19 protein-coding genes are annotated in these 22,820 nt (G+C 28.6%); 2 read left to right on the forward strand and 17 right to left on the reverse strand.

What is annotated here, in order from left to right; genetic code table 11:
- Positions 1-52: 52 nt before the first annotated feature.
- The 8 genes from AYC61_RS11610 to AYC61_RS11645 form a co-directional block, all read right to left on the reverse strand.
- On the reverse strand, positions 53-403 hold the full coding sequence (locus AYC61_RS11610) for a hypothetical protein (RefSeq protein ID WP_066502231.1): 351 nt from the start codon (positions 401-403) through the stop codon (positions 53-55).
- A gap of 762 nt (positions 404-1,165) precedes the next feature.
- Positions 1,166-1,594 (reverse strand): aspartate carbamoyltransferase regulatory subunit, encoded by a 429-nt coding sequence (locus AYC61_RS11615; RefSeq protein WP_066502479.1) that lies wholly within the window; start codon positions 1,592-1,594, stop codon positions 1,166-1,168.
- On the reverse strand, positions 1,578-2,522 hold the full coding sequence (gene pyrB / locus AYC61_RS11620) for an aspartate carbamoyltransferase (protein ID WP_066502233.1): 945 nt from the start codon (positions 2,520-2,522) through the stop codon (positions 1,578-1,580). The genes AYC61_RS11615 and pyrB overlap by 17 nt, the downstream gene beginning before the upstream one ends.
- 413 nt (positions 2,523-2,935) lie before the next feature.
- Positions 2,936-4,618, reverse strand: a complete 1,683-nt coding sequence (locus AYC61_RS11625; RefSeq protein ID WP_066502235.1) for a glycosyl hydrolase family 18 protein — start codon at positions 4,616-4,618, stop codon at positions 2,936-2,938.
- Between the two features lie 19 nt (positions 4,619-4,637).
- Positions 4,638-5,000, reverse strand: a complete 363-nt coding sequence (locus AYC61_RS11630) for a VOC family protein (protein WP_066502238.1) — start codon at positions 4,998-5,000, stop codon at positions 4,638-4,640.
- Between the two features lie 459 nt (positions 5,001-5,459).
- A complete protein-coding gene (locus AYC61_RS11635) occupies positions 5,460-5,702 on the reverse strand; it encodes a hypothetical protein (protein WP_066502242.1) in 243 nt (80 codons plus the stop codon).
- Positions 5,703-5,719: 17 nt separating this feature from the next.
- Positions 5,720-6,973, reverse strand: coding sequence for a DNA polymerase Y family protein (locus AYC61_RS11640; protein ID WP_066502247.1), 1,254 nt, complete (start codon positions 6,971-6,973; stop codon positions 5,720-5,722).
- Between the two features lie 866 nt (positions 6,974-7,839).
- Entirely contained in the window at positions 7,840-8,103 is a 264-nt protein-coding gene (locus AYC61_RS11645; RefSeq protein ID WP_066502251.1) for a TIGR03905 family TSCPD domain-containing protein, read from the reverse strand.
- A gap of 799 nt (positions 8,104-8,902) precedes the next feature.
- Between AYC61_RS11645 and pepT the strand changes: the two genes are divergently transcribed.
- Positions 8,903-10,129, forward strand: coding sequence for a peptidase T (pepT, locus tag AYC61_RS11650; protein WP_066502253.1), 1,227 nt, complete (start codon positions 8,903-8,905; stop codon positions 10,127-10,129).
- Positions 10,130-10,190: 61 nt separating this feature from the next.
- On the opposite strand, the gene AYC61_RS11655 is transcribed toward pepT, so the two are convergent.
- Positions 10,191-11,831 carry a M20/M25/M40 family metallo-hydrolase gene (locus AYC61_RS11655; protein ID WP_066502256.1) on the reverse strand — a complete coding sequence of 547 codons (1,641 nt, stop codon included), beginning with the start codon at positions 11,829-11,831 and terminating at the stop codon, positions 10,191-10,193.
- Positions 11,832-12,417: 586 nt separating this feature from the next.
- Here AYC61_RS11655 and AYC61_RS11660 point away from each other — a divergent pair.
- Complete coding sequence (locus AYC61_RS11660) at positions 12,418-14,196, forward strand: M3 family oligoendopeptidase (RefSeq protein ID WP_066502258.1); 1,779 nt, start codon at positions 12,418-12,420, stop codon at positions 14,194-14,196.
- 119 nt (positions 14,197-14,315) lie between these two features.
- On the opposite strand, the gene AYC61_RS11665 is transcribed toward AYC61_RS11660, so the two are convergent.
- The 8 genes from AYC61_RS11665 to AYC61_RS11700 all read right to left on the reverse strand — a co-directional run bounded on the left by AYC61_RS11665 (position 14,316) and on the right by AYC61_RS11700 (position 22,817).
- On the reverse strand, positions 14,316-15,095 hold the full coding sequence (locus AYC61_RS11665; RefSeq protein ID WP_066502265.1) for an ABC transporter permease: 780 nt from the start codon (positions 15,093-15,095) through the stop codon (positions 14,316-14,318).
- Complete coding sequence (locus tag AYC61_RS11670) at positions 15,095-15,880, reverse strand: ABC transporter permease (RefSeq protein ID WP_066502269.1); 786 nt, start codon at positions 15,878-15,880, stop codon at positions 15,095-15,097. Before AYC61_RS11670 ends, AYC61_RS11665 begins: the two co-directional genes overlap by 1 nt.
- A complete protein-coding gene (locus AYC61_RS11675) occupies positions 15,877-16,851 on the reverse strand; it encodes an ABC transporter ATP-binding protein (RefSeq protein ID WP_066502274.1) in 975 nt (324 codons plus the stop codon). The genes AYC61_RS11670 and AYC61_RS11675 overlap by 4 nt, the downstream gene beginning before the upstream one ends.
- A gap of 304 nt (positions 16,852-17,155) precedes the next feature.
- Positions 17,156-18,190, reverse strand: a complete 1,035-nt coding sequence (locus tag AYC61_RS11680; RefSeq protein ID WP_066502285.1) for an ArsR/SmtB family transcription factor — start codon at positions 18,188-18,190, stop codon at positions 17,156-17,158.
- 16 nt (positions 18,191-18,206) lie between these two features.
- On the reverse strand, positions 18,207-18,668 hold the full coding sequence (locus AYC61_RS21880) for a coiled-coil domain-containing protein (protein ID WP_066502287.1): 462 nt from the start codon (positions 18,666-18,668) through the stop codon (positions 18,207-18,209).
- 838 nt (positions 18,669-19,506) lie between these two features.
- Positions 19,507-20,151, reverse strand: a complete 645-nt coding sequence (locus AYC61_RS11690) for a site-2 protease family protein (RefSeq protein ID WP_066502289.1) — start codon at positions 20,149-20,151, stop codon at positions 19,507-19,509.
- Positions 20,152-21,227: 1,076 nt separating this feature from the next.
- Entirely contained in the window at positions 21,228-21,968 is a 741-nt protein-coding gene (locus AYC61_RS11695; protein WP_066502295.1) for a TrmH family RNA methyltransferase, read from the reverse strand.
- 21 nt (positions 21,969-21,989) lie between these two features.
- On the reverse strand, positions 21,990-22,817 hold the full coding sequence (locus tag AYC61_RS11700; protein ID WP_066502298.1) for an aminotransferase class IV: 828 nt from the start codon (positions 22,815-22,817) through the stop codon (positions 21,990-21,992).
- Between the last annotated feature and the right edge of the window lie 3 nt (positions 22,818-22,820).

The following is a 22,820-nucleotide window of genomic DNA, read 5'->3' on the forward strand; positions in this document are numbered from 1 at the left end:
GCTTAACTAACATATCTTCGCTATATTATATATAATAATATAACATATTTATTTAAGCTTCTTCAAGCTTAAAACCATTACATTGTATAACAGGCATTACAAATAAAAATCCTACACCTGGTTTGTTATTAATATCTCCAAGTTTTTGCTTTAATTGTGCCACAACTTGATTTAATTTTTCTTCATCTCTTATTACACTTATTACTGTCTTATTATAAGGTTTATATCCTTCTAGTATCATTCTCATATTAGAAAAAAGTGCTCTATTTACATCATGCTCTAACAATACTTTACCCATTCCCATACTATCAATAGTTGTTGCTCCTACCCCTAAATTGTAAAAGATTTCATGTATTTCATCTAGCATATTTATCTTATTTAACACTAAGAAAAGCGCATACATTTAGAAAACCTCCCTTTTGTGTGCTTTAATACACACTACAATATTTTTATAAGTTATAATTGACAATGTTCAATTGGTAACGCATATATAAATACTGTATATTTTTCAAAGTTCATGGATACTTATGTTGATAGATTTTAGCTTTAGCTTATATTATTAATACTGCCTGTATACAATAGACCATCGACATTATAATAACACATTATATTAGTAAATTGTTTATATTATTATGAACATTGCTAATAAACTATTCTATTAAGTATTTTTAATAATTTCTTTTACCTTTAAATTATTTTAAACACTATATAACTGTATTAAAACATAACTTACTTTATAGTTTTAAACCTAAATTAGTCAGAATATTAAATATTCTGATGTTCATTAATTTTTGACATACCAACTCGGTATGCCTTCAAATTCACTGGAATCTTCTAATTCAAAGTTATATGAATAATTAGGGTAATATAATTATCATAATAACTTAAAACTTATAGCTTCGTTTAAATAAGCAATTATTTAAATACTATTTACCTTTGATGTCATTATACTAGTTTGAAGATGTTATTTAATGATTATATTTCTATACTAGATTGCATTTTTCCTGCAATTTGTAAAATATAAAAATATTATCTCTGATTATTGATATAACTTCCTATAATATGCTGTATAATTCTGAATTATGAGTAGAGAACTAAAGTTTATTTAGTGTAAAAAAGATATTTAATAGAAAAAAAGGACACCCTCAGGCGTCCTACATAATCTTTATATTCTATACTCAGTAAAATCATCACAATATTCACATTGATATTTTACTTTTTCTTCATCTATTAAATTAAAAGAAGGCTCTACGTATAAATCGTGGTTACTTATGCATCTTGGATTAGAACATTTAAATAAGCCTTTTACTTTTTGTGGTACTCCAACTTTTCTTTTTTCTATTCTCTGACCGTTTTTTATAATATTAACTGTAATATTGGGATCTATTAAACCTAACATTGCTAAATCCACATCTATTTTGTCCTGTATTTTTATTATATCCTTTTTTTCTAGTTTATCACTTTCAACATTCATTAATAATACAACTGGGTAATCCACTTTTGTTAGATTCAATTTTTCAAATATTTTCAATCCATTTCCTGATTTTATGTGATCTATTACTATTCCATTCTTTATACTATTTACAGTTAACATCATCTAACACCCCCAAAAGATTTGCCATTAATGACATTCTTACATAAACTCCACATTTTGCTTGATAGAAATATACCGCTCTTTTATCATCATCTACATCACAATATATTTCATTAACTCTTGGTAGTGGATGCATTATAAGCATGTCTTCTTTTGCTGATTGTATTTTATTTTTAGTAAGAATATAACTATCTTTTAATTTCACATAATCTTCTTCATTAAAAAATCTTTCTCTTTGTATTCTAGTCATATACAATATATCAATCTCTGAAATTACATCATCTAAATTTTCAGTTTCTACTATTTTTACATTATAATTAGATTTAACATATTCTTTAATATAATTTGGAATTTTTAATTGTTGAGGTGATATTAAATAAAACGACATATTTTCATATCTTGCCAGAGTTTTAATCAATGAATGAACTGTTCTACCGTATTTTAAATCTCCACATAAAGCTACTTTTAAATTTTTAATTTCACCCTTTAGATTTTTGATTGTAAGCAAATCTGTAAGTGTTTGAGTAGGATGTTGATGCCCTCCATCTCCTCCATTAATTATTGGTACGCTGCTAAAATTGGAAGCAAGTTTTGGTGCACCTTCTCTGTTATGTCTCATAACTATTATATCTGAATATGCATCCATAACTCTTACTGTATCAGCAACACTTTCACCTTTTGAAACCGAACTACTTGATGCCTCAGAAAAACCAAGTACATTACCACCCATTTTTAGCATAGCTGATTCAAAACTCAATCTTGTACGAGTACTTGGTTCATAAAAACAAGTAGCAAGTATTTTACCTTTGCATACCTCTGCATATTTTGGTGGTTCTTTCTGCATATCTTGTGCAATTGTTAAAATTTGATCGATTTCTGCAAGAGTAAAATTTGATGGATCAATTAAATGTCTGCCTTTCAAACTCATAAAAAAATCCCCCTTATGTTTTATAGTTTTTTGGGAGAATATTCTCCCTTATTAGCCTCACCGGACTAATTTAAAGGTACAAAAAAACCTCTTTGCTATGGGCAAAAAGGCATAATTATCTCTTATTTTCCTTTTTAGCCTCACAGGACTATCTTAAAGGTTCTTTATATGAGATTAACATAATTAATTAACATTTGTCAATATATTTTATTGAGTTTGCTAATCATTTAGAACTTTATTAAATCCCAAAGACATAATTCTGCCTTATTTGTTAATTTTTTTATAATATTTTATGGTTATAGTATACCCAATGTTAAACGAAGATTATTCATAAATATTCATAGACTTTAGTTCTCTGCTTTAAAAAATGAACTTCAATATTCTATAATATCGAAGTTCATTTTTTTAATACTCTACTTTAAACTTTCAGCAATAACGTCCCACACATCTTCAGTCTCAAAACCTTTTCTCCAAAATGCAGTACCTGCAATATCATACTTGTCTACTAAATCTGATTTTAATTTTATAGACTTAGCATCTTCTATCCATATCCTATACTTTTTGCCACCTTCAACGTACTCAACGTAATTTTGTCCCTCTTTATCTAACCATCTAGGTGTTAAATTATATTGCTCTATTTTTTCATTTACTGAATTCATCGATAGAGATTTTGCTTTTACTTTTATTTTACCATTACTTAGCTTAGTCTCTTCCCATAATCTTGTATAGAACGGAATACCTACTAATAGTTTTTCTTTTGGTATTGATTTCAAAGTATTTTCTACACCTTTTTTTACCCAACCAATTGATGCAACTGATCCGCTTTTAGGACTTGAAGCCCAATGCTCATCATATGTCATAACCATGCAATAATCAACTATTTGTCCAAGTTTTTCTCTGTCATAAAATTTTGACCATGTTAAACTTCCTCCAGGAATAGTCATATCCATAGACACTACAAGATTTTCTTCTTTGAGTGCATCTGTCAAATCTTTTATAAATGCTGTAAGCATATCTTTATCTTCATAATAGACATTTTCAAAATCAATATTTATACCATCTAAATCATATAAACTAGCATAAACTAAAAGTTGATTAATTATATTGTCCTGAGCTTGTTTGCTTAATAGAATCTCGCGAGTCAAATCTTTATCAAAGCTATTATTAACTAATCCCCAAACCTTATAGCCTTTTTCATGTGCCGCCTTGACATAATCAAAAGATGCTTTGTTTTTTACAAATCCATATTTATCGGTTATAGAAAACCAAGTAGGTGATACTACGTCTAAACCTTCTATTTTTTCATCTTGCTTTATATCTGGTGTGCTTTTATAAACATATTCCCAAGCAAATCCTATTTTACCCTCTGGTTTCCAAGGTTCTTTTAAATCGTTTAACTTAGTATCAACTTCAGATATTTCTTCATCTTTTTTTATAGTTACTTTTGATGCTAGTACATAACCTACATACCCTTTTTCACTTTTTACTTTATACCATTTACTTTTTTCCTTTTTATAAATTACAAGCTTTTCTCCTTTAGAAAGCTTGTCCAATCTAGACCCATGAGACAAAGCCTTTGATCTTAACAAAGTTGATTTTTTGACTAATCCTATTTTTGTATCCTGTATATTATTATCTATACTTAAAATATCCGTTTCTTCAAAGTATTCTATCTTTATGCCTAATAACTTATCCATGTCTTTTATGTCTATATAATTTATACCTTCTTTATTTGCCAACAAGAAATTTAAAGATATACCATTTCTAATCCTATTGTTTGAATCTTCTTGGGGTAAAATAAAACCTGGAGTGGAAAAATGTACTATCAAGGTCTTATTTTCAGTATTTAGTAAAGATTCTTTATGTATATATTTCATAAAAACATCTACTGGTATATAAATATTTTCTTCTTCTATAATAGGATGCTCATCTGTAATAACTGCTTTCCCATCTATTATTATATTGGTTTTTCCTTCTTCAAATGATGCATAAACTTTATATGGTGATACTGTTAAAAATCCATTTCCCATTCCAAATATTGTAATAATTGTTAATATAAATACTGATACCATAAATATTAAATTCTTCTTTTTCATACCATCCCCACTTTTAGTATTATTTTTCTATAAGTTCTATTCGTTCACCATCAAGTCCCTCAAAAAAAACAAGTTTTTTACCTTTCAAGCTTTTAGGCTCAGCAAATTTAATATCTGCTCTCTTTTTTATATTAATAATCTCTTCATCTAAATTATTAACATAAAATGCAATATGGTCTATAGTACCTTTGTTTCTCTTTTTAAACTCAATGTTCTTGTATTCAAGTAGTTCTATTAAGCTATTACTAGTTTTTAATAGTAACATCTTAAGTCTATCAGTTTCATGAGTATCAAAATAAGTTAATCCTAAAACTTTTGTATAAAAATCCTTGGACTTATTTATATCACTTACAACAATACTCGTATGCGCCAATTCATACATTTTTTCACCCCTTTCAAATAATTTTCTCCTTTATTCTATTTAATCATATTTAAAAACTTTTTTCATTAGTTTTTTTGATTTGTAAAATACATTTAAAATAACAATTCTCTAGCTCACGGTAATTCCATCAATTCAGATAAGCTTAGTTAAAAATAGTTCTAAACTCTTAAAAATTTTATTGAGTGAATTTCCCTCACCATTAACTAATGTCCAAAACCACTTACTTTCACTACAATCAAGCAAAACTTTACTATAAAAGACCTAAAATTTTAACCCTAATCTCCAATATAGTACAAGATTTCTTTTTAAGGTGGCTTTTAAGAAACAGTTTTCTTTGATTCTACTACAATCAAAGAAAACTGTTCTTAATTGGAACCATAAAAGATTCTTGTGCAATTCCCCCACCATTAACTAATGAGTTAAAACCATTTTCACATTCGCCTACAATACCACTCAAGTTCAAGCTTTAAACAAATACCATAAACAAGTATCTATTTCATATTTTAATTCGTATCTAATATATCCTTTGTTAGTACATACAAATACAAGTCTTCTATTACCAGCAAGTTTTTCTTCATATACTTTATCTACAGTATCAATTCTTACTGCTTGATCATTATATTTAAATTTATATGGTATTATCTTATTCTTAGACGCTTCAAATATAGCAATAGTATCCACCGGTTGATTTATTATCTTCATATAACCACTTCCTTATTTTATAATATACTTGACATCATTGAATACTCATCCGATCCTACTCCGCCTATCATATGCTTCAGTTCACTATTTACAAAAACACCCCTTTTTAATGAATTTTTACCGTATTTGTCTCTTATTTTATCAACTACATTATCAAGTGCTGAATTTTTATCATGATTTTCTTTATTAAATATACTTAACTGTGAAAACTGTGCACTGCTTATATCACAAAGTCTTACAGTAAATTGTCTTAGTGGTATACCATCCCATATTTCATCAAATATTTCTTTAGCTATCTCATATATCTCTATAGTAACATTAGTAGGAGTATAAATTTTCCTTTGATGACTTCTGTATGCAAAATCACCATTCTTTATACCTACATATATTAAGCTAGTCTGCATGTTTGCTTTTCTCAATCTTTTTGATGCTGTTTCTATTAAACTTAAAATAATAAGATGAGCAGTTCTTCTATCACAAACATCAAAGCTTATTGTACTTCCATTACCTACACTTTTAAAAGGTATATCATCATTACTCCTAACTGGAGAAGCATCTCTTCCCCATGCATATTGATGTATTAATCTTCCATGTGATTTTAGAACGCTTGATATAAATTCATAATCACTATTTGCTAAATCTCCTATTGTCTGTATTCCTATTTTGTTAAGCTTTTTTTTAGTCCTTCTTCCAACCATAAATAACTCTCCTACAGAAAGTGGCCAAAGTTTTTTAGATACTTCATGTGGGTATATGGTATCTACTTTGTCAGGTTTATGAAGCTCACCTGCCATTTTAGCTAACAATTTATTTGTGGATATACCTATGTTCACTGTGAAACCAAGTTCTTTATATATCCTTTCCTTCATCTTATATGCAATATTTACAGCATCACCAAAGTAACCTTCGAGTCCCGTATAATCCATAAAGCATTCATCTATACTAAACACCTCTATCTTTGGTGAATATTCACTTAAAAGCTTTCTAAATGCTTTGCTACTTCTTACATATAAATCATAGTTAGGAGGAATTACTTTAAGATTTTTGCATTTTAATCTTGCTTCAAATAAGCTTTCTCCTGTTTTTATGCCCACTTTTTTTGCTGGAATTGATTTAGCTAGCACTATACCTCTTCTAGATGAAATATCTCCTCCTATAACAGCAGGTATGTCTCTGATATCCTCTTTTATGCCTATTTGCTTGTTGTATGCAGCCTGCCACGAAAGAAAAGCGCTGTTAACATCTATGTGCATAATAGTCCTAGAATTCATAAAAATCACCCTTCCGAACGTGTGTTCGTATTTATTATATCACTTTACTTCTTTTTTTAAAAGCATATTTAAAAAATTTTTTATTCTAAAACAGTATATTTTTGGTATGTATATTTATTTGCTAAAAACAAAAGTATCCAACGTCGCGTTAATATTGATGCTCATATATTTTCTATTACCATCCTTTTAAGGCACATGGCTTATTATTTTGATTCAGTAGTGTAAAAATTTTAGTGTAAGCGACCTCACACCAAATCATAGATTTGGATTCCCTGCTTTCTAACTCTTTGACTCAGATACCCATTTTTTTATAATATATTTTTTGTCTATCTTTAATGTTTTTTATTTCTTAAATCATCAATCTGTAACTCCTACTCACTTCGTTCCTAGGAGTAAGCGACTCACACCAAATCATAGATTTGGGTTCTCTGCTTTCTTAATCTTTGCCTACATTGTTTTTGTATTATTTATTTTATTAATTTCCTTTTTATTAGTCATTATATTAATCCTTCAAACTGTAACTCCTACTCACTTCGTTCCTATCAGTAAGCGACCTCACACCAAATCATAGATTTTGGTTCCCTGCTTTCTTAATCTTTGCCTACATTGTTTTTGTATTATTTATTTTATTAATTTCCTTTTTATTAGTCATTATATTAATCCTTCAAACTGTAACTCCTGCTCACTTCGTTCCTAGCAGTAAGCGACCTCACACCAAATCATAGATTTGGGTTCCCTGCTTAAAAAAAATAAGCCTATAACAATTTCTTGATATAGACTTAAAACTAATATACTAAATTAATAATAAACTAAGCTGTGACAAATGGCTTCACACTCATCACAGCTTATCAACATTTTTTAAGATTTTAAACAGCTTCTGCTTCTCTTTTTAACACTACTTGAAGTGCTGTTGCAAATTGGTCTGGACACGAAGTGGATTTAGGACCACATTTTATACCTTTCAATTTTTTAATAACATCTTCAATCTTCATTCCATCTACTAGTCTAGCAACTGCTTGAAGATTTCCAGGGCATCCACCTACAAATGATACATTTTTTACAATTCCATTTTCTACAGTAAATGTGATTTGCTGTGAACATACTCCACTAGTTTTATAATTGTAAGTCATATTAAAGTCAAACTCCTTTCTGTAAGTAACATTTAAACCAAATTATCATATAACTCCGATAATTTGCTATATAGTTCTGAGTTATAAGAACAGAACTTAAAACCCTGATTATTTATATAATTTGAATAATCTGGATTGAATACTAATTTAGTGTGATTAACACGGATTTTATTATTATAACATATTTCCTATGTATATAAAAACCTTCTTTCACTATTAGTCTATGTAATAAGATTGCTTCGTGTACGCATTCTAATTATTTAAATTTTCACTATTTCAAAAAGAGAACTTTGCAACAGTTTTATTTTAACATGTATTAACAAAAAAGTCATTTATAAATCTTTAGTATTAATTAAACCTGCTTATTCATATAACTCCCGAAAATATGATGTAAGCTCTGAATTAGAAAATTTCAGTGAATTCGAAAGCATACCGAGTTGATTCCCGCCATTTAATGAACTTCTTATAACAACGGAGGCAATTACGTAGTAATTGTAACACACCGTTTCAACGAGGCGGGGGATATCTTGTGCCTTGTTATAATCAAAAAACTATCTTGTTAATGAATCTCCTATTCAGTTCCACCAAATCAAGATTTGGATTCACTACTCATAATTTTCTATGAATAATTTGAGTTTAATAACAGAATTTAGTTTATAATTCTCTATGTGTTATGAAATACTAAAAATATTAATTATTATTTAAAACATCATATTAAAACTTTTCTTTTTTTTCCATAAGAAGTATAATACATTTAAGAATAATTTTAGATACATATTAGTTTATGAGGAGTGATTAAATGACAAATGTAGCAAAAAGGTTTTTAAAATATGCTAAAATCGATACCCAATCAGATGAAAATTCAAAAACTTGTCCAAGTACACAAAAACAATTCAACCTTGCTAATGAATTGGTTAAAGAATTACAAGAATTAAATCTACAAGATATAAGTGTAGATGAAAACGGGTACGTTATGGCAATGCTTCCTTCAAATAGTAATGAAAAGCTTCCTTCAATAGGTTTTATAGCCCATATGGATACTAGTCCAGATATGTCAGGTGCTAATGTTAAACCTCAAATAATTGAAGGCTATGATGGTGAAGACATTATACTTAATTCTGATAAAAATATAATTCTATCTCCTGTGGATTTTCCTGCACTTAAAAATTATGTTGGAAAAACTTTAATTACTACTGATGGAACAACGTTACTAGGTGCTGATGATAAAGCTGGTGTAGCTGAAATTATGAGTGCTGTAGAATACTTAATCCAAAATCCTAATATAAAACATGGTGACATAAAAATAGCATTTACACCAGATGAAGAAATTGGTGCAGGTGCTGATTTATTTGATGTTAAAAAATTCAATGCTGATTTTGCCTATACTGTTGATGGTGGACCAATAGGTGAGCTAGAATACGAAAACTTTAATGCGGCTGGCGTATCTGTTGAAATAAACGGAAGAAATATCCATCCTGGTTCAGCTAAGAACAAAATGATCAATGCTACTCTTATAGCTATGGAGTTAAATTCAATGCTTCCAGCAGATCAAAAACCTCAATATACCGAAGGATACGAAGGCTTCTTCCATCTTATGGGGATTAAAGGAACTGTAGAGAATGCAGCGATGAAATTCATTATTAGAGATCATGATATGAATAAATTTGAAGAGAAAAAAGAGTTAATGAAAAATGTAGTAGAGTTCTTAAATAAAAAATATGGTGATAACACTGTAGAACTTAAGCTTAAAGATCAATATTATAATATGAAAGAAAAAATTGAACCTGTTATGCATATTATAGAAACTGCTAAAAAAGCTATGGAAGAATGTGATGTTATTCCTTTGATTAGCCCTATCAGAGGAGGTACAGATGGCGCTAGATTGTCATTTATGGGATTACCTTGCCCTAACCTTTTCACTGGTGGTGAAAACTTTCATGGTAAATATGAATATGTATGTATTGAATCTATGAATAAAGCTGTAGAAGTTATTCTTAAAATTATTGAGCTATATAGTAAAAATTAACCTCACTGTAGACAGTTTTTTTGGTTTTCCAATCCAAAGAAACTGTCTACTAATGAGTATTCTACAAATTTAATACATAATCTACTGCTAATTTTATTAGTATAGGCGTTCTTTCTAATAAATCTTTTTTATATACTCTCTCAGTAAATTTATGTAAATCTTTGCCCCAGGGTCCTATATTTATAACAGGAATGTTTAACTGCTTTAGTTCTTCTAATGGTATTGTATAAAACTTAGCCCATAGAGGCATATTAGGTGCAATATATGGTATTGTTTTGCTACTATCTAAAAGCCCTGTATAGCTCATATCTGATATCCCCATAAAATAATTCTTTTTTATATATTTTTCCTCCCAATTTTTAATTGCAAATTCATTAATTACTTCACTTAAGTCACTTACTTTATCTGTTATATTATTTAATTTGATATTATCTACATGAGGATAATATGGTGGCGCAAATGATATCACTACTATTGGTGATAGATCATCTATATATTCTAATGTCTTTTGAATTAATACAAAACCACACTCTGGTAAATTTATATCATTTTTTCTTAACTTAATTTCTAGTTTTTTGACTTTTTCATCATATGCTGACAGAAAATCTTCTCTATGATTTTGTTTAGCTTCTTCATATATTTCTTCAAAAGTCTTTACGTTTATTTTCCAATTAAGCGACTCATTTTCTTTATTAGTTAGTTCATTATATTTCTTATAACTATTTTGCAAATGCTTTATTGATTCTTCAAATGCATCTTCACACACTTTTTCTAATTGCTCTAAAATATCCTTTGGAGTTCTATTTAATGTAAGTATACTAAAGTACCCACCGGCTGTCTGGGGTATAGACACATCATATCTTTCTTTTTTGTCTCTAAAATAGATCCATGAAGGTGGCGGTGTTATTTCATCACCTTCAATGTCAGAAAAGTCTGTATTTACTTCTACCTTTTTAACTATTTCAGATAAAATCAAGCTAGGGTTTAAACCTTGATAGATATCACCTATATGTGTTTTTCTGCCTCTTACATATATTTGAGGCATTATTTTGCCAACAGAACCTTCATATAGAATACCTGTATCATTCTTTTGCCTTTGATGTGGTTCAGAATTAATAAGTAAGCTATAGTTTAGATTAAATTCATTTTTTAACTTAATTAAAAGCTTTATACCTTCCCTCATACCTAATGACAAATTTTCTTCATCTGGAACAGAAATATATAATAAATTTCCTTTAAAATCTTTTAATTTAGAGTATTCCTTTAGTAAATCAAGTTGTATAGCACCGCCCGCTTTCATATCACAGGTACCTCTTCCAAATATCCAATCATCACTTTCTAAGTCATCTCTTACTTCTCTTGATATATCTATATCTTTTAATTTTTCTTTTATTTCTTCTATGTCATATGCATATTTTGCTAAAACTCCATAATCAAGAGAATCAACAACATCATGATGATTAATAAGAATAACTGTATCTTCACCATCACCTTTAACTAGCCCCCAAATTACAGCCCTATCAAAGTAATCTTCATCTACTGATAATTTAAATTTCCCACAATATGACGGGTTTTGTTTAAAATAATCTATATTATGTATGTACGTATATATGTAATTTTCAACATCTTTTTCTAGCACTGTTCCAGTATCACTTTTTATTGCAACTAATTCTTTAAAAATGTTGTAAATATCATTTTTCATATATGCCCCTCCTCACAGATATTACATATATTTATTACTATTTTATTATATAATCACTATTTTAAAATTGATATATTTTTATTAATTATATTGATATATAATTTTAAGCAATTGTTGTTATTTTTTATATTTTAACTGTTCTAATGTTTTTATAACAATTTTCAAATAATTTATTAAAGAATGTGATAAAGTGAAAAATTCAAATAAAAAAGCAAATCTAAATTTAGAAGCTTATGCTATTTATGTTTGCCGTCTATGCTTTTGCTAGGTTCAAGATGCACAAAGAAATGATTATTACCCATTGTATAAAACGCTACACTAAAAACTTCAAATCTTAGTATAAGCTTTCAATTATTTTTTTGATTTACATATGATTACATTCATATGTATTTAAAAAGGTTATTGCATTACATAAATATTTAATGATGTAACAACCTTTTTTCTATTATATAAATACAATCTATTAAATTTTATTAATATTTTTGTGTTTTTGAGTATAATAATTATATGATTTAATTAAACCTATAACTTTTTTTAATACATTTCAATGAATCAGGTTAATACTATAAATTTAGGAGGAGATACAATGGAAATGAGATGGAGTTTAAATGAGCTTTATTCATCTTTTGAATGTGATGAATTTAAAAATGACCTTGCAAAATGTAATGATATTATAGACACAATGATTAAATGGTCTAATGAAAACCTTCAAAATATTCAAAACCCAGCTAAAACAATAAAAGACTATATGAACCTTGACATGGAATTTTCGACTATATTTGAAAGATTATTTAATTTCGCTAACTTAACTACAAGTGTAGATGCTAAAAACCAAACAGCATTAAATTATTGTGATAAATTAGATATAATGCTTACTAAACTAACAAAACCAAATGTTTTATTTGAAAAATATTTAGGTAATGTCAAAAATCTTGATGAAATAATAGCTTCAGATGATTTACTAAAAGAACATAGTTTTTATTTAAAAGAACTTGCAAATAAATCTAAATATTTATTAAGTGAAGAAGAAGAAATAGCTATTTCTAAAATGAAAACTACAGGTTCAACTTCTTGGTCAAAGCTTCAAGATATACTAACTTCTAATTTGTTAGTTGATATAGAGTTAGATGGAGAACAAAAACATCTTCCTCTACCTGTAATCAGAAATCTTGCATATGATAAGGATCCAATAATAAGACAAAAAGCATATTCAGCTGAATTAAAAGCATATAAAAAAATTGATGAATCATCAGCTGCTTGCTTAAATGGAATAAAAGGAGAAGTTTTAACTCTTTCTGAAATGAGAGGATATGAATCACCTCTCGCTCAAACTCTATTTAATTCTAGAATGGATAAAGAAACTTTGGATGCTATGCTTTCAGCAATGAAAGAAAAATTACCAGTATTCCATAAATATTTAAAAGCTAAAGGTGAAATTTTAGGTCACAAAAATGGTCTGCCATTCTATGATATTTTTGCTCCTATAGGTGATGTAGATATTAAATACACATATGAAGAAGCCAGAAAGTATATAGTTGATAATTTTAAAACTTTTAGTGATAAATTGGCTAATTTTGCAGATAATGCATTTGAAAAAAATTGGATAGATGCAGAACCTAGAGAAGGTAAAAGAGGCGGAGCTTTCTGTGCAGGTTTACACTCCATAGGAGAAAGTAGAATACTAGCAAACTTCAATAATACTTACAATAACATGACAACACTTGCTCATGAGCTTGGTCATGGTTATCATGGATCATGCTTAAAAAATGAATCTATATTAAACAGTGATTACCCAATGCCAATTGCTGAAACTGCATCAATCTTTTGTGAAACTATAGTAGGTAAAGCTGCTCTTAAATCAGCAACTGATGAAGAAGCTTTTTGTATATTAGAACAATCAGTATCATCAGCTACTCAAGTCATAGTAGACATATACAGCCGTTATTTGTTTGAATCAAAAGTATTTGAAGTAAGAAAAGATCATGCACTATCTGTAGAGGAATTTAATGAAATAATGTTAAATGCACAAAAAGAAGCTTATGGTGATGGTCTTGACCACAGTGTATTACATCCATACATGTGGGTATGCAAACCACATTACTATTATGCAGATGCAAACTTCTACAATTTCCCTTATGCATTTGGAGATTTATTTGCTAAAGGCTTATACGCTGAATATGTAAAGAAAGGTGATTCTTTCATAGATGAATATGACAAACTACTAGCAGCTACAGGTAAAAACGATATCCCTACTATTACTAGTATGGTGAATATAGACATAAGAAGTAAAGAGTTTTGGAAAAGCTCACTTGATGTAATTGAAGAGGATATAAATAAGTTTATTGAATTGAGTAAAAAGCTATAACGCATAAATCTTAAATTAATAAACCGAGCAAAAAGAGTACTTTAACTGTAACTTTTGCTCGGTTTTTTACTTTCTTTATCTCTTTTTATGAACTATAAATTTAAACCCTAAATCTTGGACTAATATGCTTCTAAACTACCTGTCTTTAATGCCAGCCTTTCAGTTATTTTAAACATAATAAACCCTATTAATGCATATATTACAGCTATAAGTAATTCTTGTCCTATTAAAGAATATATGCCAGTATATATTCCATCACCAATTAATTTTGCCGCTTGAATACTTCTTGATAATGGCATGTAATAAGATATTTTTTGTAGTACTTTGGGAAGATTATTTATTGATATATTAGCTCCACTTAGGAGCATCAACACCATCGCAGTACTATTCATTATCAAATTCATGTCTCTTGTCACTAAGCCTAAACTTGCTATAATCAATCCGAAACAGGTTGCTGATATCATAGCTGTCAATATTGTTAATACCAGCAAACTGATATTAATCCCCGTCAAATTTACTCCAAATACTAAAGCTCCTGCTATAAATCCAATGCTTACAGTGAAAAATGCATCTATTATATGCATGAAAGCTCTACTTATAAATATATAAAATTTATTTGTTGGAGAAGCTGTTACAAGTTTTAGCGTCCCAAATCTACGGTCATTTGATAAAATTGTACCTACTCCAAATATACAATTATATGTACATAAAATTATAGAATTGCCTATTACCCATGGTTTTATATCATTTGTATTATAAGTATATTTAGCTAATAGACAGAAGAATATTAACTGAAATATTGGATTTATTACTTTTACTAATATATATATTTTGGGATCAAGCCATCCAAATAATGCTTTAAATGAGATAACTGATTGTCTAAAAAATCTTGATATCATTAGTACACCCCCAGCGTTGCTTTTATTCTAGTTCTTTGATCTATTTTGTTAAATAAAAATACAGCTAATATTGAATAAATAATTGTTAATATTATAAGTATTATTAAATACATATAAAAAGCATGTACATCTTTTATGCCTGAAACACACATTCTAAGTATCTTTAATGACCATGTTGGTGACAATATATATGATATTGGTGCAGTCCATGAAGGTAATACACTTATAGGAAACACTATACCGCACAGTATGAATATTGGGTATTCTAAACAATTCATAAGACCACGTGCATTCCTTGAAAGTGTAAAGCTTGAAGCTAAAAGCATTGATATTCCTATAAATGATATTATTGTTAATACAAAAACAGCAAAAAATATGTATGGATGAATTATATTCATTTTTACTGAAAATGTGAATGTAACAAATATGAAAGTTATAAACATTGATAATAAACCCAATATTATATTACCAAATATTTTACCCAGCATTATAATTCTAAAATCTGATGGCACCGAAGTAATAATTTCTAAAGTTCCCATATATCTTTCCCTTTCTATATCACCTGCCGAAGAAAAACATATAGAACTCCATAAACTCATAAATCCAGTACCTAATATTACAAAGGAAACAAAATTATCATGTCCTGAATTTCTATACATCAAGTATGTTATCATGCCATATATGATAGGCTGTACTATTATACAAAATTTAAATGTAGCTCTTGCAAAAGATTGTTTCATTTGCAATATACAACTTGCCCATATAACATTTAAAATCTTTTTCATTTTTCATCACCAACCAACTTTATATATGCATCTTCTAATGTTGCTACTCTCGTTAAGACATTTAAAATCATACAACCTTCCAATATTTTTATTACTCTCTCAGTTATATCTTCTTTTCCAGAGTACTGTAATTGTATAATTTGGAATTGTTGTTCATTTCTCACGTTTATTGATTCTATATCATTTATTTTTTTCATTTTCTCCATTTTTTGATCATCTACACTAAGCACTTTAACCTCTAATACTGATTTACCTACAGTAAGCCTTTTTAATCCTTCTGGTGTATCTAATGCTATAATTTTTCCATTATTTATTATTGCAACTCTATTGCAAAGCTCTTCAGCTTCATGCATATAATGTGTAGTTAAGAGAATTGTTTTGCCTAAACTTGATAGTTTGTTAATTATTTTTCTCAAATCTCTAGCTCCTATTGGATCCAATCCTATTGTAGGTTCGTCTAAAAATATAATTTCCGGATCATTTACTAATCCTCTAGCTATTTGTAATCTTTGCTTCATGCCTTTTGAATATGTTTCTACTTTTTCGTCCGCTCTATCTTTAATTCCTACCATTTCTAGTAATTCTGGTATTCTCTTTTTCTGAATTTTTCTATCTATTTTATATAAATCAGAAAAGTATAACAAGTTATCTCTTGCACTTAATCTCCAATATAAACTTCTCTCTCCACCAAATATAAAATTTATTTTAGGTCGTAATTTTTTTGAATCTTTAAATGTGTCATAGCCTAACACCTTAGCTTGTCCAGATGTAGGTGCTAACAATGTAGCTAATATCTTGATAGTCGTAGTTTTTCCAGCTCCGTTTGGTCCCAACAGACCAAAAATTTCTCCTTTTTTTACATCAAAATCTATACCCTTTAATGCACTTATCTTAGATTTTCTTTTGTGTAATATACCTTTTGTAACCTCATATTTTCTAGTTAAATCCTTTATCTCAATAGCAAGAGTCATTTTATACCTCCTCAATATTAGATGTACATCTTATTAGATGTTTATATGATATATTAATTTATTACTTTGTGTCAAGCTATAATATAAATAAACTAGTTAAAATTATTATTAAAATACAGAATAATAAACAGCATACGCTGTATTAATATTGGTTACTCATATGTATTTTCTAATGCTATCTTCTCTAATATCAACAAAAAAAATTGAGCCATACTTACCTCAAAGGTTAACCCAGCTATTAACACTTTTTTAATCCTTACCACAAAAGTAGCCTAGTATATAAAAAAAGTGCATTATTATTTGTTTAATCTTTATTAAACAAATAATTCATTGCACTTTCAAATAAATTTTCTATATTTTCTATATTGGCTTTAAAATACTTAGTTGATTTGACTCTTTCTTCTACTATTAAATCAACTTTTTTTAGTTGTTCCAAATGATGCGATATTGTTGCAGTAGTTAAATTTAATCTACTTGCTAAAATTTTACCATATGTCGGGCTACTTATTAGCTGTCTCAATATTTCTAATCTAGTTGCATCTGATACAACTTTTAATGCTTTTACTATATCTTTAGATTTTTCTTTTAAATCTATATTAAAACTTCTTGTATCATAAATTAATATATTATACTCTTTATTAAAAATCCTTATGTTATGAGGACTTATAAAAAACGACGGGATAAAAAAATATTTTTTATAATCAGATACTCTACGAAATTTTTTCCCCATTATTTTTTGTGCTACATCTAGTGGTTTATCTTTCATGAGCATATAATTAATTTCTTTAATACCTTCTTCATATAATATATCTATATCATTAAATTGCTTGCTAAATTTATTATTATCTACACAATAAAACAATTTATCTATATTATTTTTTATCAAATCTAAATTATTGATTATATCTTTAACATTATTAGCTTCTAAGTAATGAGTGTATTCTTTTTCTTTTATGATGACGTCAACACTTTTTATGTCACTGACCATTTCAGCTATTTCATCAAAACTAAATTCTTCACTAAATAATTTATATAAAATTTCAATATCATCATATGATTTTATACTTAGTATAAGTTTGTCTATATCCTCAAATTCTTCACTATCTAATACAAATTCAATAAATTCTAAGCCTTTCATGTTTAATTTAGAAATCAAAACTAAAAGATTTAAAAGTTCTTTTTCTTTTAGCTGTTTATACATATTTTCAGCCCAATCTTTTGCATAATTATGGTGCTTGCAATCTGCTAAAACATGTATGGCTGCTATTAATTCAATAGTTTTTGACTTAAGTACCTTTATTATAGGTTCTTTTGTATCCAATGTTACATCTAGTGACATTGTTTCACCTCAAATCTTAGTTAGAACTTCTTATGACCTGTAATTTTATTTCTTGATTATCAACTTTCTCAGTTAAATTTTCTAGTTTATTCTTAATAATACTTATACTCTCTGTATTTATTTTATAACCATCATAAAGTGCACGGTGATTATTTTTCATTTGATCTTCTAGTCTAGCCAAGTCTTGCTTTGTAGCCATATTTGACTGCATATCTTTCATTTCTGATTTCATATCTTTAATTTCTAATTTAGTGTCACTCATTTCTGATTTTATATTTTGAATGTCAGATTTAACAAATTGCATGTCAGATTTAAGATACTGAATATCACTTTTTACACCTTTCACTTCATTATTTAAGTTACCTATTTTACCATTTAACTCTGTATACATATTATCCATTTTATCATTCATATTATCCATTTTACCATTTAAGTCAATATACATTTTCTCTAGCAAGCTTAATATTTTTTCGTCCATTAAATATTCTCCTTCCACTCTTAATTGGTATACTAGTATTATATCATTTTTTCGCAAAATTGTTTAACTATTTAGGATTATATATAATAATATACTTTTTTTGTATCATTTATGAATTATATGTATTACTTCTGTTATTTTGAATAATAAAATTACTTACTACATTCCTAGGAGTAAGTGATTCACAAGAAATCATAAATTTCTGTTCTCTACTCATGAGTAAGCGACTCACATAAAATCATAGATTTGGGTTCTCTGCTTTCTAACTCTTTGCCTCGCATCGTTTTTAATATAATCTTTTTGCATTTCTGACATTTTTACTTTCTCTTTATATTAATCTTCAATCTGTAACTCCTACTCGCTCCGTTCCTAGGAATAAGCAAGAGTTGTACCTCATATTCATTTCTCTAATATGAAACTCACTTCTCATTTTCATTCCTAGGAGTAAGTGATTCACAAGAAATCATAGATTTCTGTTCTCTACTCATGAGTAAGCGACTTACATAAAATCGTAGATTTTAGTTCCCTGCTCAAAATCATAGATTTGGGTTCTCTGCTTTCTAACTCTTTGCCTCGCATCGTTTTTAATATAATCTTTTTGCATTTCTGACATTTTTACTTTCTCTTTATATTAATCTTCAATTTGTAACTCCTACTCACTCCGTTCCTAGGAGTAAGCGAGAGTTGTACCTCATATTCATTTCTCTAATATGAAACTCACTACTCATTTTCATTCCTAGGAGTAAGCGACTCACACCAAATCATAGATTTGGGTTCTCTGCTTAAAAATACTCCCATATAAATGGGAGTAAAAAACCGATAATATTATTTAATTAGCTTAAAATCCAAAAAATATTCTTAGTAAATTGTTATATATAAATAGTATAGGCGGTGTCATTATCTTTTCTATTACATCAAAGATAATTAATGCCAATAAAATCAATGTACCTTTTGACTGTAACTGATAATAAAACTCTGTATCCTTTAAGTTTAAGATTCCAAACAACACATGTGAGCCATCTAATGGAGGTATAGGTATAAGATTAAATACCATCAGTACTATATTAATAAATACAGTATATGACAATACTTGCCATATTGTCGGATATATACTAGACATTAATATTGAATCTGGTAGATATGTCGATAGTTTCATTATAATCATAAAAACTATTGCCATTAAAAAATTCATTACTGGTCCTGCTAATGATACTAATATATCATCTCTTTTAGGATTTTCAAAATTATTAGGATCAATTTGAACTGGCTTTGCCCATCCAAAACCAAGTAACAATAAGGATATAAATCCCATAGGTTCTAAATGTGCTGTTGGATTTAATGTTAATCTATTTTGATATTTTGGAGTATTATCTCCAAGCCATACTGCTACCTGTGCATGTGCATATTCATGAAACGAAAACCCAACTAATATAGCTGGTATTGTCAACAATATTTGACGTAGGTCAAAATTAAATAAATTCACAGTAAATTTTCCTCCTTACTCTGCTTTAGTGCACCTATTTAGTATATATTAAATACTCCTCTATTGCAAATATCTTTATTTTTAAGTAATTGTAAAAATTAGCAACAGATAATTAAATATTTTGTCATCTATTTAGCTAAAGTAAAACCAAGACTATACAAATTTTAAGTATAAGATATGGTTCTCTACTCATGAGTGAATTACAAGTCCGTAACCTTGCTGGATTGTTCTAAAATGTGAAATTTAAAGAATGAGAAATATTGAGAATATGATTGTACTTTTTACATGTAGCTCACTACCTGCTTTCGCTCCTAGGAGTAAGTGATTCATACCAAATCACAGATTTGGGTTCTCTACTTATGATCAGCCTCAATATCTAACCTGGGACAATCCCAGGGATTTGTTTCAGAATGAGTGGAATTCAAGGCGTTAAAATCTTCAGGGATATGAGCGTACTTTTTCATATGTAGCTCACTACTCGCTCTCTCCTAGGAGTAAGTGATTCACAAGAAATCACAGATTTCTGTTCTCTACTCATGATTAGTCGTTAGAATTAAACCAACGCAGTAGTTCATCTTTCTGGGACAAATCCCAAGGATTGTTTCAAAATGAGTGAAGTACAAGGCGGTGTAAATCTAACGGATATGAGCGTACTTTTTCATATGTAGCTCACTACTCGCTCTCGCTTCTAGGAGTAAGTGATTTCACACCAAATCACAGATTTGGGTTCTGTATTTAAATGTAACTCTCTACTCACTACGTTCCTAGGAGTAAGTGATTCATACCAAATCACAGATTTGGGTTCTCTACTTATGATCAGCCTCAATATCTAACCTGGCACAATCCCAGGGATTTGTTTCAGAATGAGTGGAATTCAAGGCGTTAAAATCTTCAGGGATATGAGCGTAATAAAATCTTGGAATATATATCAACAGTGCAGAAGTCTGCCATTTCAGACAACCCAAGGATTGTTTCAAAATGAGTGAAGTGCAAGGCGTTGAAAATCTTACGGATATGAGCGTACTTTTGTACGTGATTAATCGTAAGATTTTCAACAACGCAGCAATTCGCCATTTTCAAACAATCCTACCCCTTTGGCGCATAGCTTCAAAAGATATAATCGCTGATGAAGAAGATGCAGTTAGTGAAGCGGTATATTCTCTTCCATATGGTATTCTAAGTAATATATCAGCTTTATTTAAAAAAGATCTTGTTATTCCACGTTTTTCCCCACCTATCAATAAGAACATTGGATACGTTAAATCTGCTTCGTATATATCAACAGCATTTTTATTTGCAGTACATGCAACTTTTAAACCTTTAGATTTAAAAAATTCAGCTGCCTCCAATGCTGTTTCTACCGAAGCTGTTGGTATCAATTCCGTTGCTCCTGCTGAAGATTTTGCTACTACTCCTGCTGCTGACATCCAATTTCTATTTCTTACAACTAACCCGTCTACACCAGCTGCATATAGTGATCTCACAGCAAATCCAAAATTAAAGGGATCTTCAATGCCATCTATCATTACTATAAAAGGGTTCTTTTTATCTTTAATTAAATCCTCTAAATTTAGAAGCTTTCTTTGACCTACTATAGCTATCATACCTCCATGAGTTTGTCCTTGTACTTTTGCGTTAATGAACTCAGTACTCACTCTTTTTACAGGTATATTCTTTGCTTTAGCCATTTTTTGAAGTTTAGCAGTTTCTCGATATCCTTTATTCTTCTTTATGTATATTGTAAATATTTCTCTATTATTTGCTTTTATAGCGGCTTCTATTGATATGTGCCCTTCAAGTATAATTTCTTCTTCCATTTAATTTCCTCCAAAAATAATTTAATTTCTACAAAGATAATTCCTAACATCATCATTGTATTTTTCTGATATTTTTTTTATTAAATCTATAGCAACGGAATTGTAGCTCAAATCATTAATATACGTTATTGGTAACACCCCCACAGATGTACCTGTCATAAATGCTCCATCTATCTTTTCTAAATCATTCACATGTATATTTTCTTGTACTATTTTAATATGTAAATCTTCACAAGCTTTTATTATATGATTTCTTGTAACTCCTAATAATACATCTCCTGCTGGAGAAGTATATAGTAAATCATTTTTTACAAAAAACATATTAGAACGACTTCCTTCTGTTATAAATCCTTCATCGTTGACTATTAATGCTTCAAATGCTTGATTTTCCTCTAATTTTACTTTTATATTTTTTTTAAAATTAGTATTTATACTTTTTACATTCGGGTTTTCTCTTTCTACATCTATTAATATTGTTTTAATGCCTTCTCTATAAGTTTTTTCATCAGGATAATAACTCTTTATAAAGCATCCTAAAATATCTTCTTTTTCTTTTTTAAAACCACTTGCTATAAGCTTTACATTTATGTTTTTACATTTATTAATGTCTACTAATTTATTAATTAACTCAAAAAAATAGTTTTCATCATGCTTTAAAGTATAATTCAATAGTTGAGCTGATTTTTTAAATCTATTAATATGTTCTTCTAGAAAAAGTGGTTTCCCATTTGCGATTCTGATTACTTCATAAATAGACTCTCCCTTTATGATTTTAAAACCTTCATCATTATTATTGTTACATACTACATCATTATATATATAGTATGTTTTATCTGCTTCATTTCTCATAGC

The organism is Abyssisolibacter fermentans (assembly GCF_001559865.1).
In the GTDB taxonomy this organism is placed as follows: domain Bacteria; phylum Bacillota; class Clostridia; order Tissierellales; family MCWD3; genus Abyssisolibacter; species Abyssisolibacter fermentans.

Excerpts from the sequence above, each read along its gene's own strand:
- AYC61_RS11700 (WP_066502298.1), bottom strand. The coding sequence starts at position 22,817 with ATGAGAAATGAAGCAGATAAAACATACTATATATATAATGATGTAGTA.
- pyrB (WP_066502233.1), bottom strand. The coding sequence starts at position 2,522 with ATGAGTTTGAAAGGCAGACATTTAATTGATCCATCAAATTTTACTCTT.
- AYC61_RS11675 (WP_066502274.1), bottom strand. The coding sequence starts at position 16,851 with ATGACTCTTGCTATTGAGATAAAGGATTTAACTAGAAAATATGAGGTT.
- AYC61_RS11670 (WP_066502269.1), bottom strand. The coding sequence starts at position 15,880 with ATGAAAAAGATTTTAAATGTTATATGGGCAAGTTGTATATTGCAAATG.
- AYC61_RS21880 (WP_066502287.1), bottom strand. The coding sequence starts at position 18,668 with ATGGACGAAAAAATATTAAGCTTGCTAGAGAAAATGTATATTGACTTA.
- AYC61_RS11665 (WP_066502265.1), bottom strand. The coding sequence starts at position 15,095 with ATGATATCAAGATTTTTTAGACAATCAGTTATCTCATTTAAAGCATTA.
- pepT (WP_066502253.1), top strand. The coding sequence starts at position 8,903 with ATGACAAATGTAGCAAAAAGGTTTTTAAAATATGCTAAAATCGATACC.
- AYC61_RS11655 (WP_066502256.1), bottom strand. The coding sequence starts at position 11,831 with ATGAAAAATGATATTTACAACATTTTTAAAGAATTAGTTGCAATAAAA.
- AYC61_RS11695 (WP_066502295.1), bottom strand. The coding sequence starts at position 21,968 with ATGGAAGAAGAAATTATACTTGAAGGGCACATATCAATAGAAGCCGCT.
- AYC61_RS11640 (WP_066502247.1), bottom strand. The coding sequence starts at position 6,973 with ATGAATTCTAGGACTATTATGCACATAGATGTTAACAGCGCTTTTCTT.
- AYC61_RS11680 (WP_066502285.1), bottom strand. The coding sequence starts at position 18,190 with ATGTCACTAGATGTAACATTGGATACAAAAGAACCTATAATAAAGGTA.
- AYC61_RS11645 (WP_066502251.1), bottom strand. The coding sequence starts at position 8,103 with ATGACTTACAATTATAAAACTAGTGGAGTATGTTCACAGCAAATCACA.
- AYC61_RS11660 (WP_066502258.1), top strand. The coding sequence starts at position 12,418 with ATGGAAATGAGATGGAGTTTAAATGAGCTTTATTCATCTTTTGAATGT.
- AYC61_RS11630 (WP_066502238.1), bottom strand. The coding sequence starts at position 5,000 with ATGTATGAATTGGCGCATACGAGTATTGTTGTAAGTGATATAAATAAG.
- AYC61_RS11610 (WP_066502231.1), bottom strand. The coding sequence starts at position 403 with ATGTATGCGCTTTTCTTAGTGTTAAATAAGATAAATATGCTAGATGAA.
- AYC61_RS11625 (WP_066502235.1), bottom strand. The coding sequence starts at position 4,618 with ATGAAAAAGAAGAATTTAATATTTATGGTATCAGTATTTATATTAACA.
- AYC61_RS11615 (WP_066502479.1), bottom strand. The coding sequence starts at position 1,594 with ATGTTAACTGTAAATAGTATAAAGAATGGAATAGTAATAGATCACATA.
- AYC61_RS11635 (WP_066502242.1), bottom strand. The coding sequence starts at position 5,702 with ATGAAGATAATAAATCAACCGGTGGATACTATTGCTATATTTGAAGCG.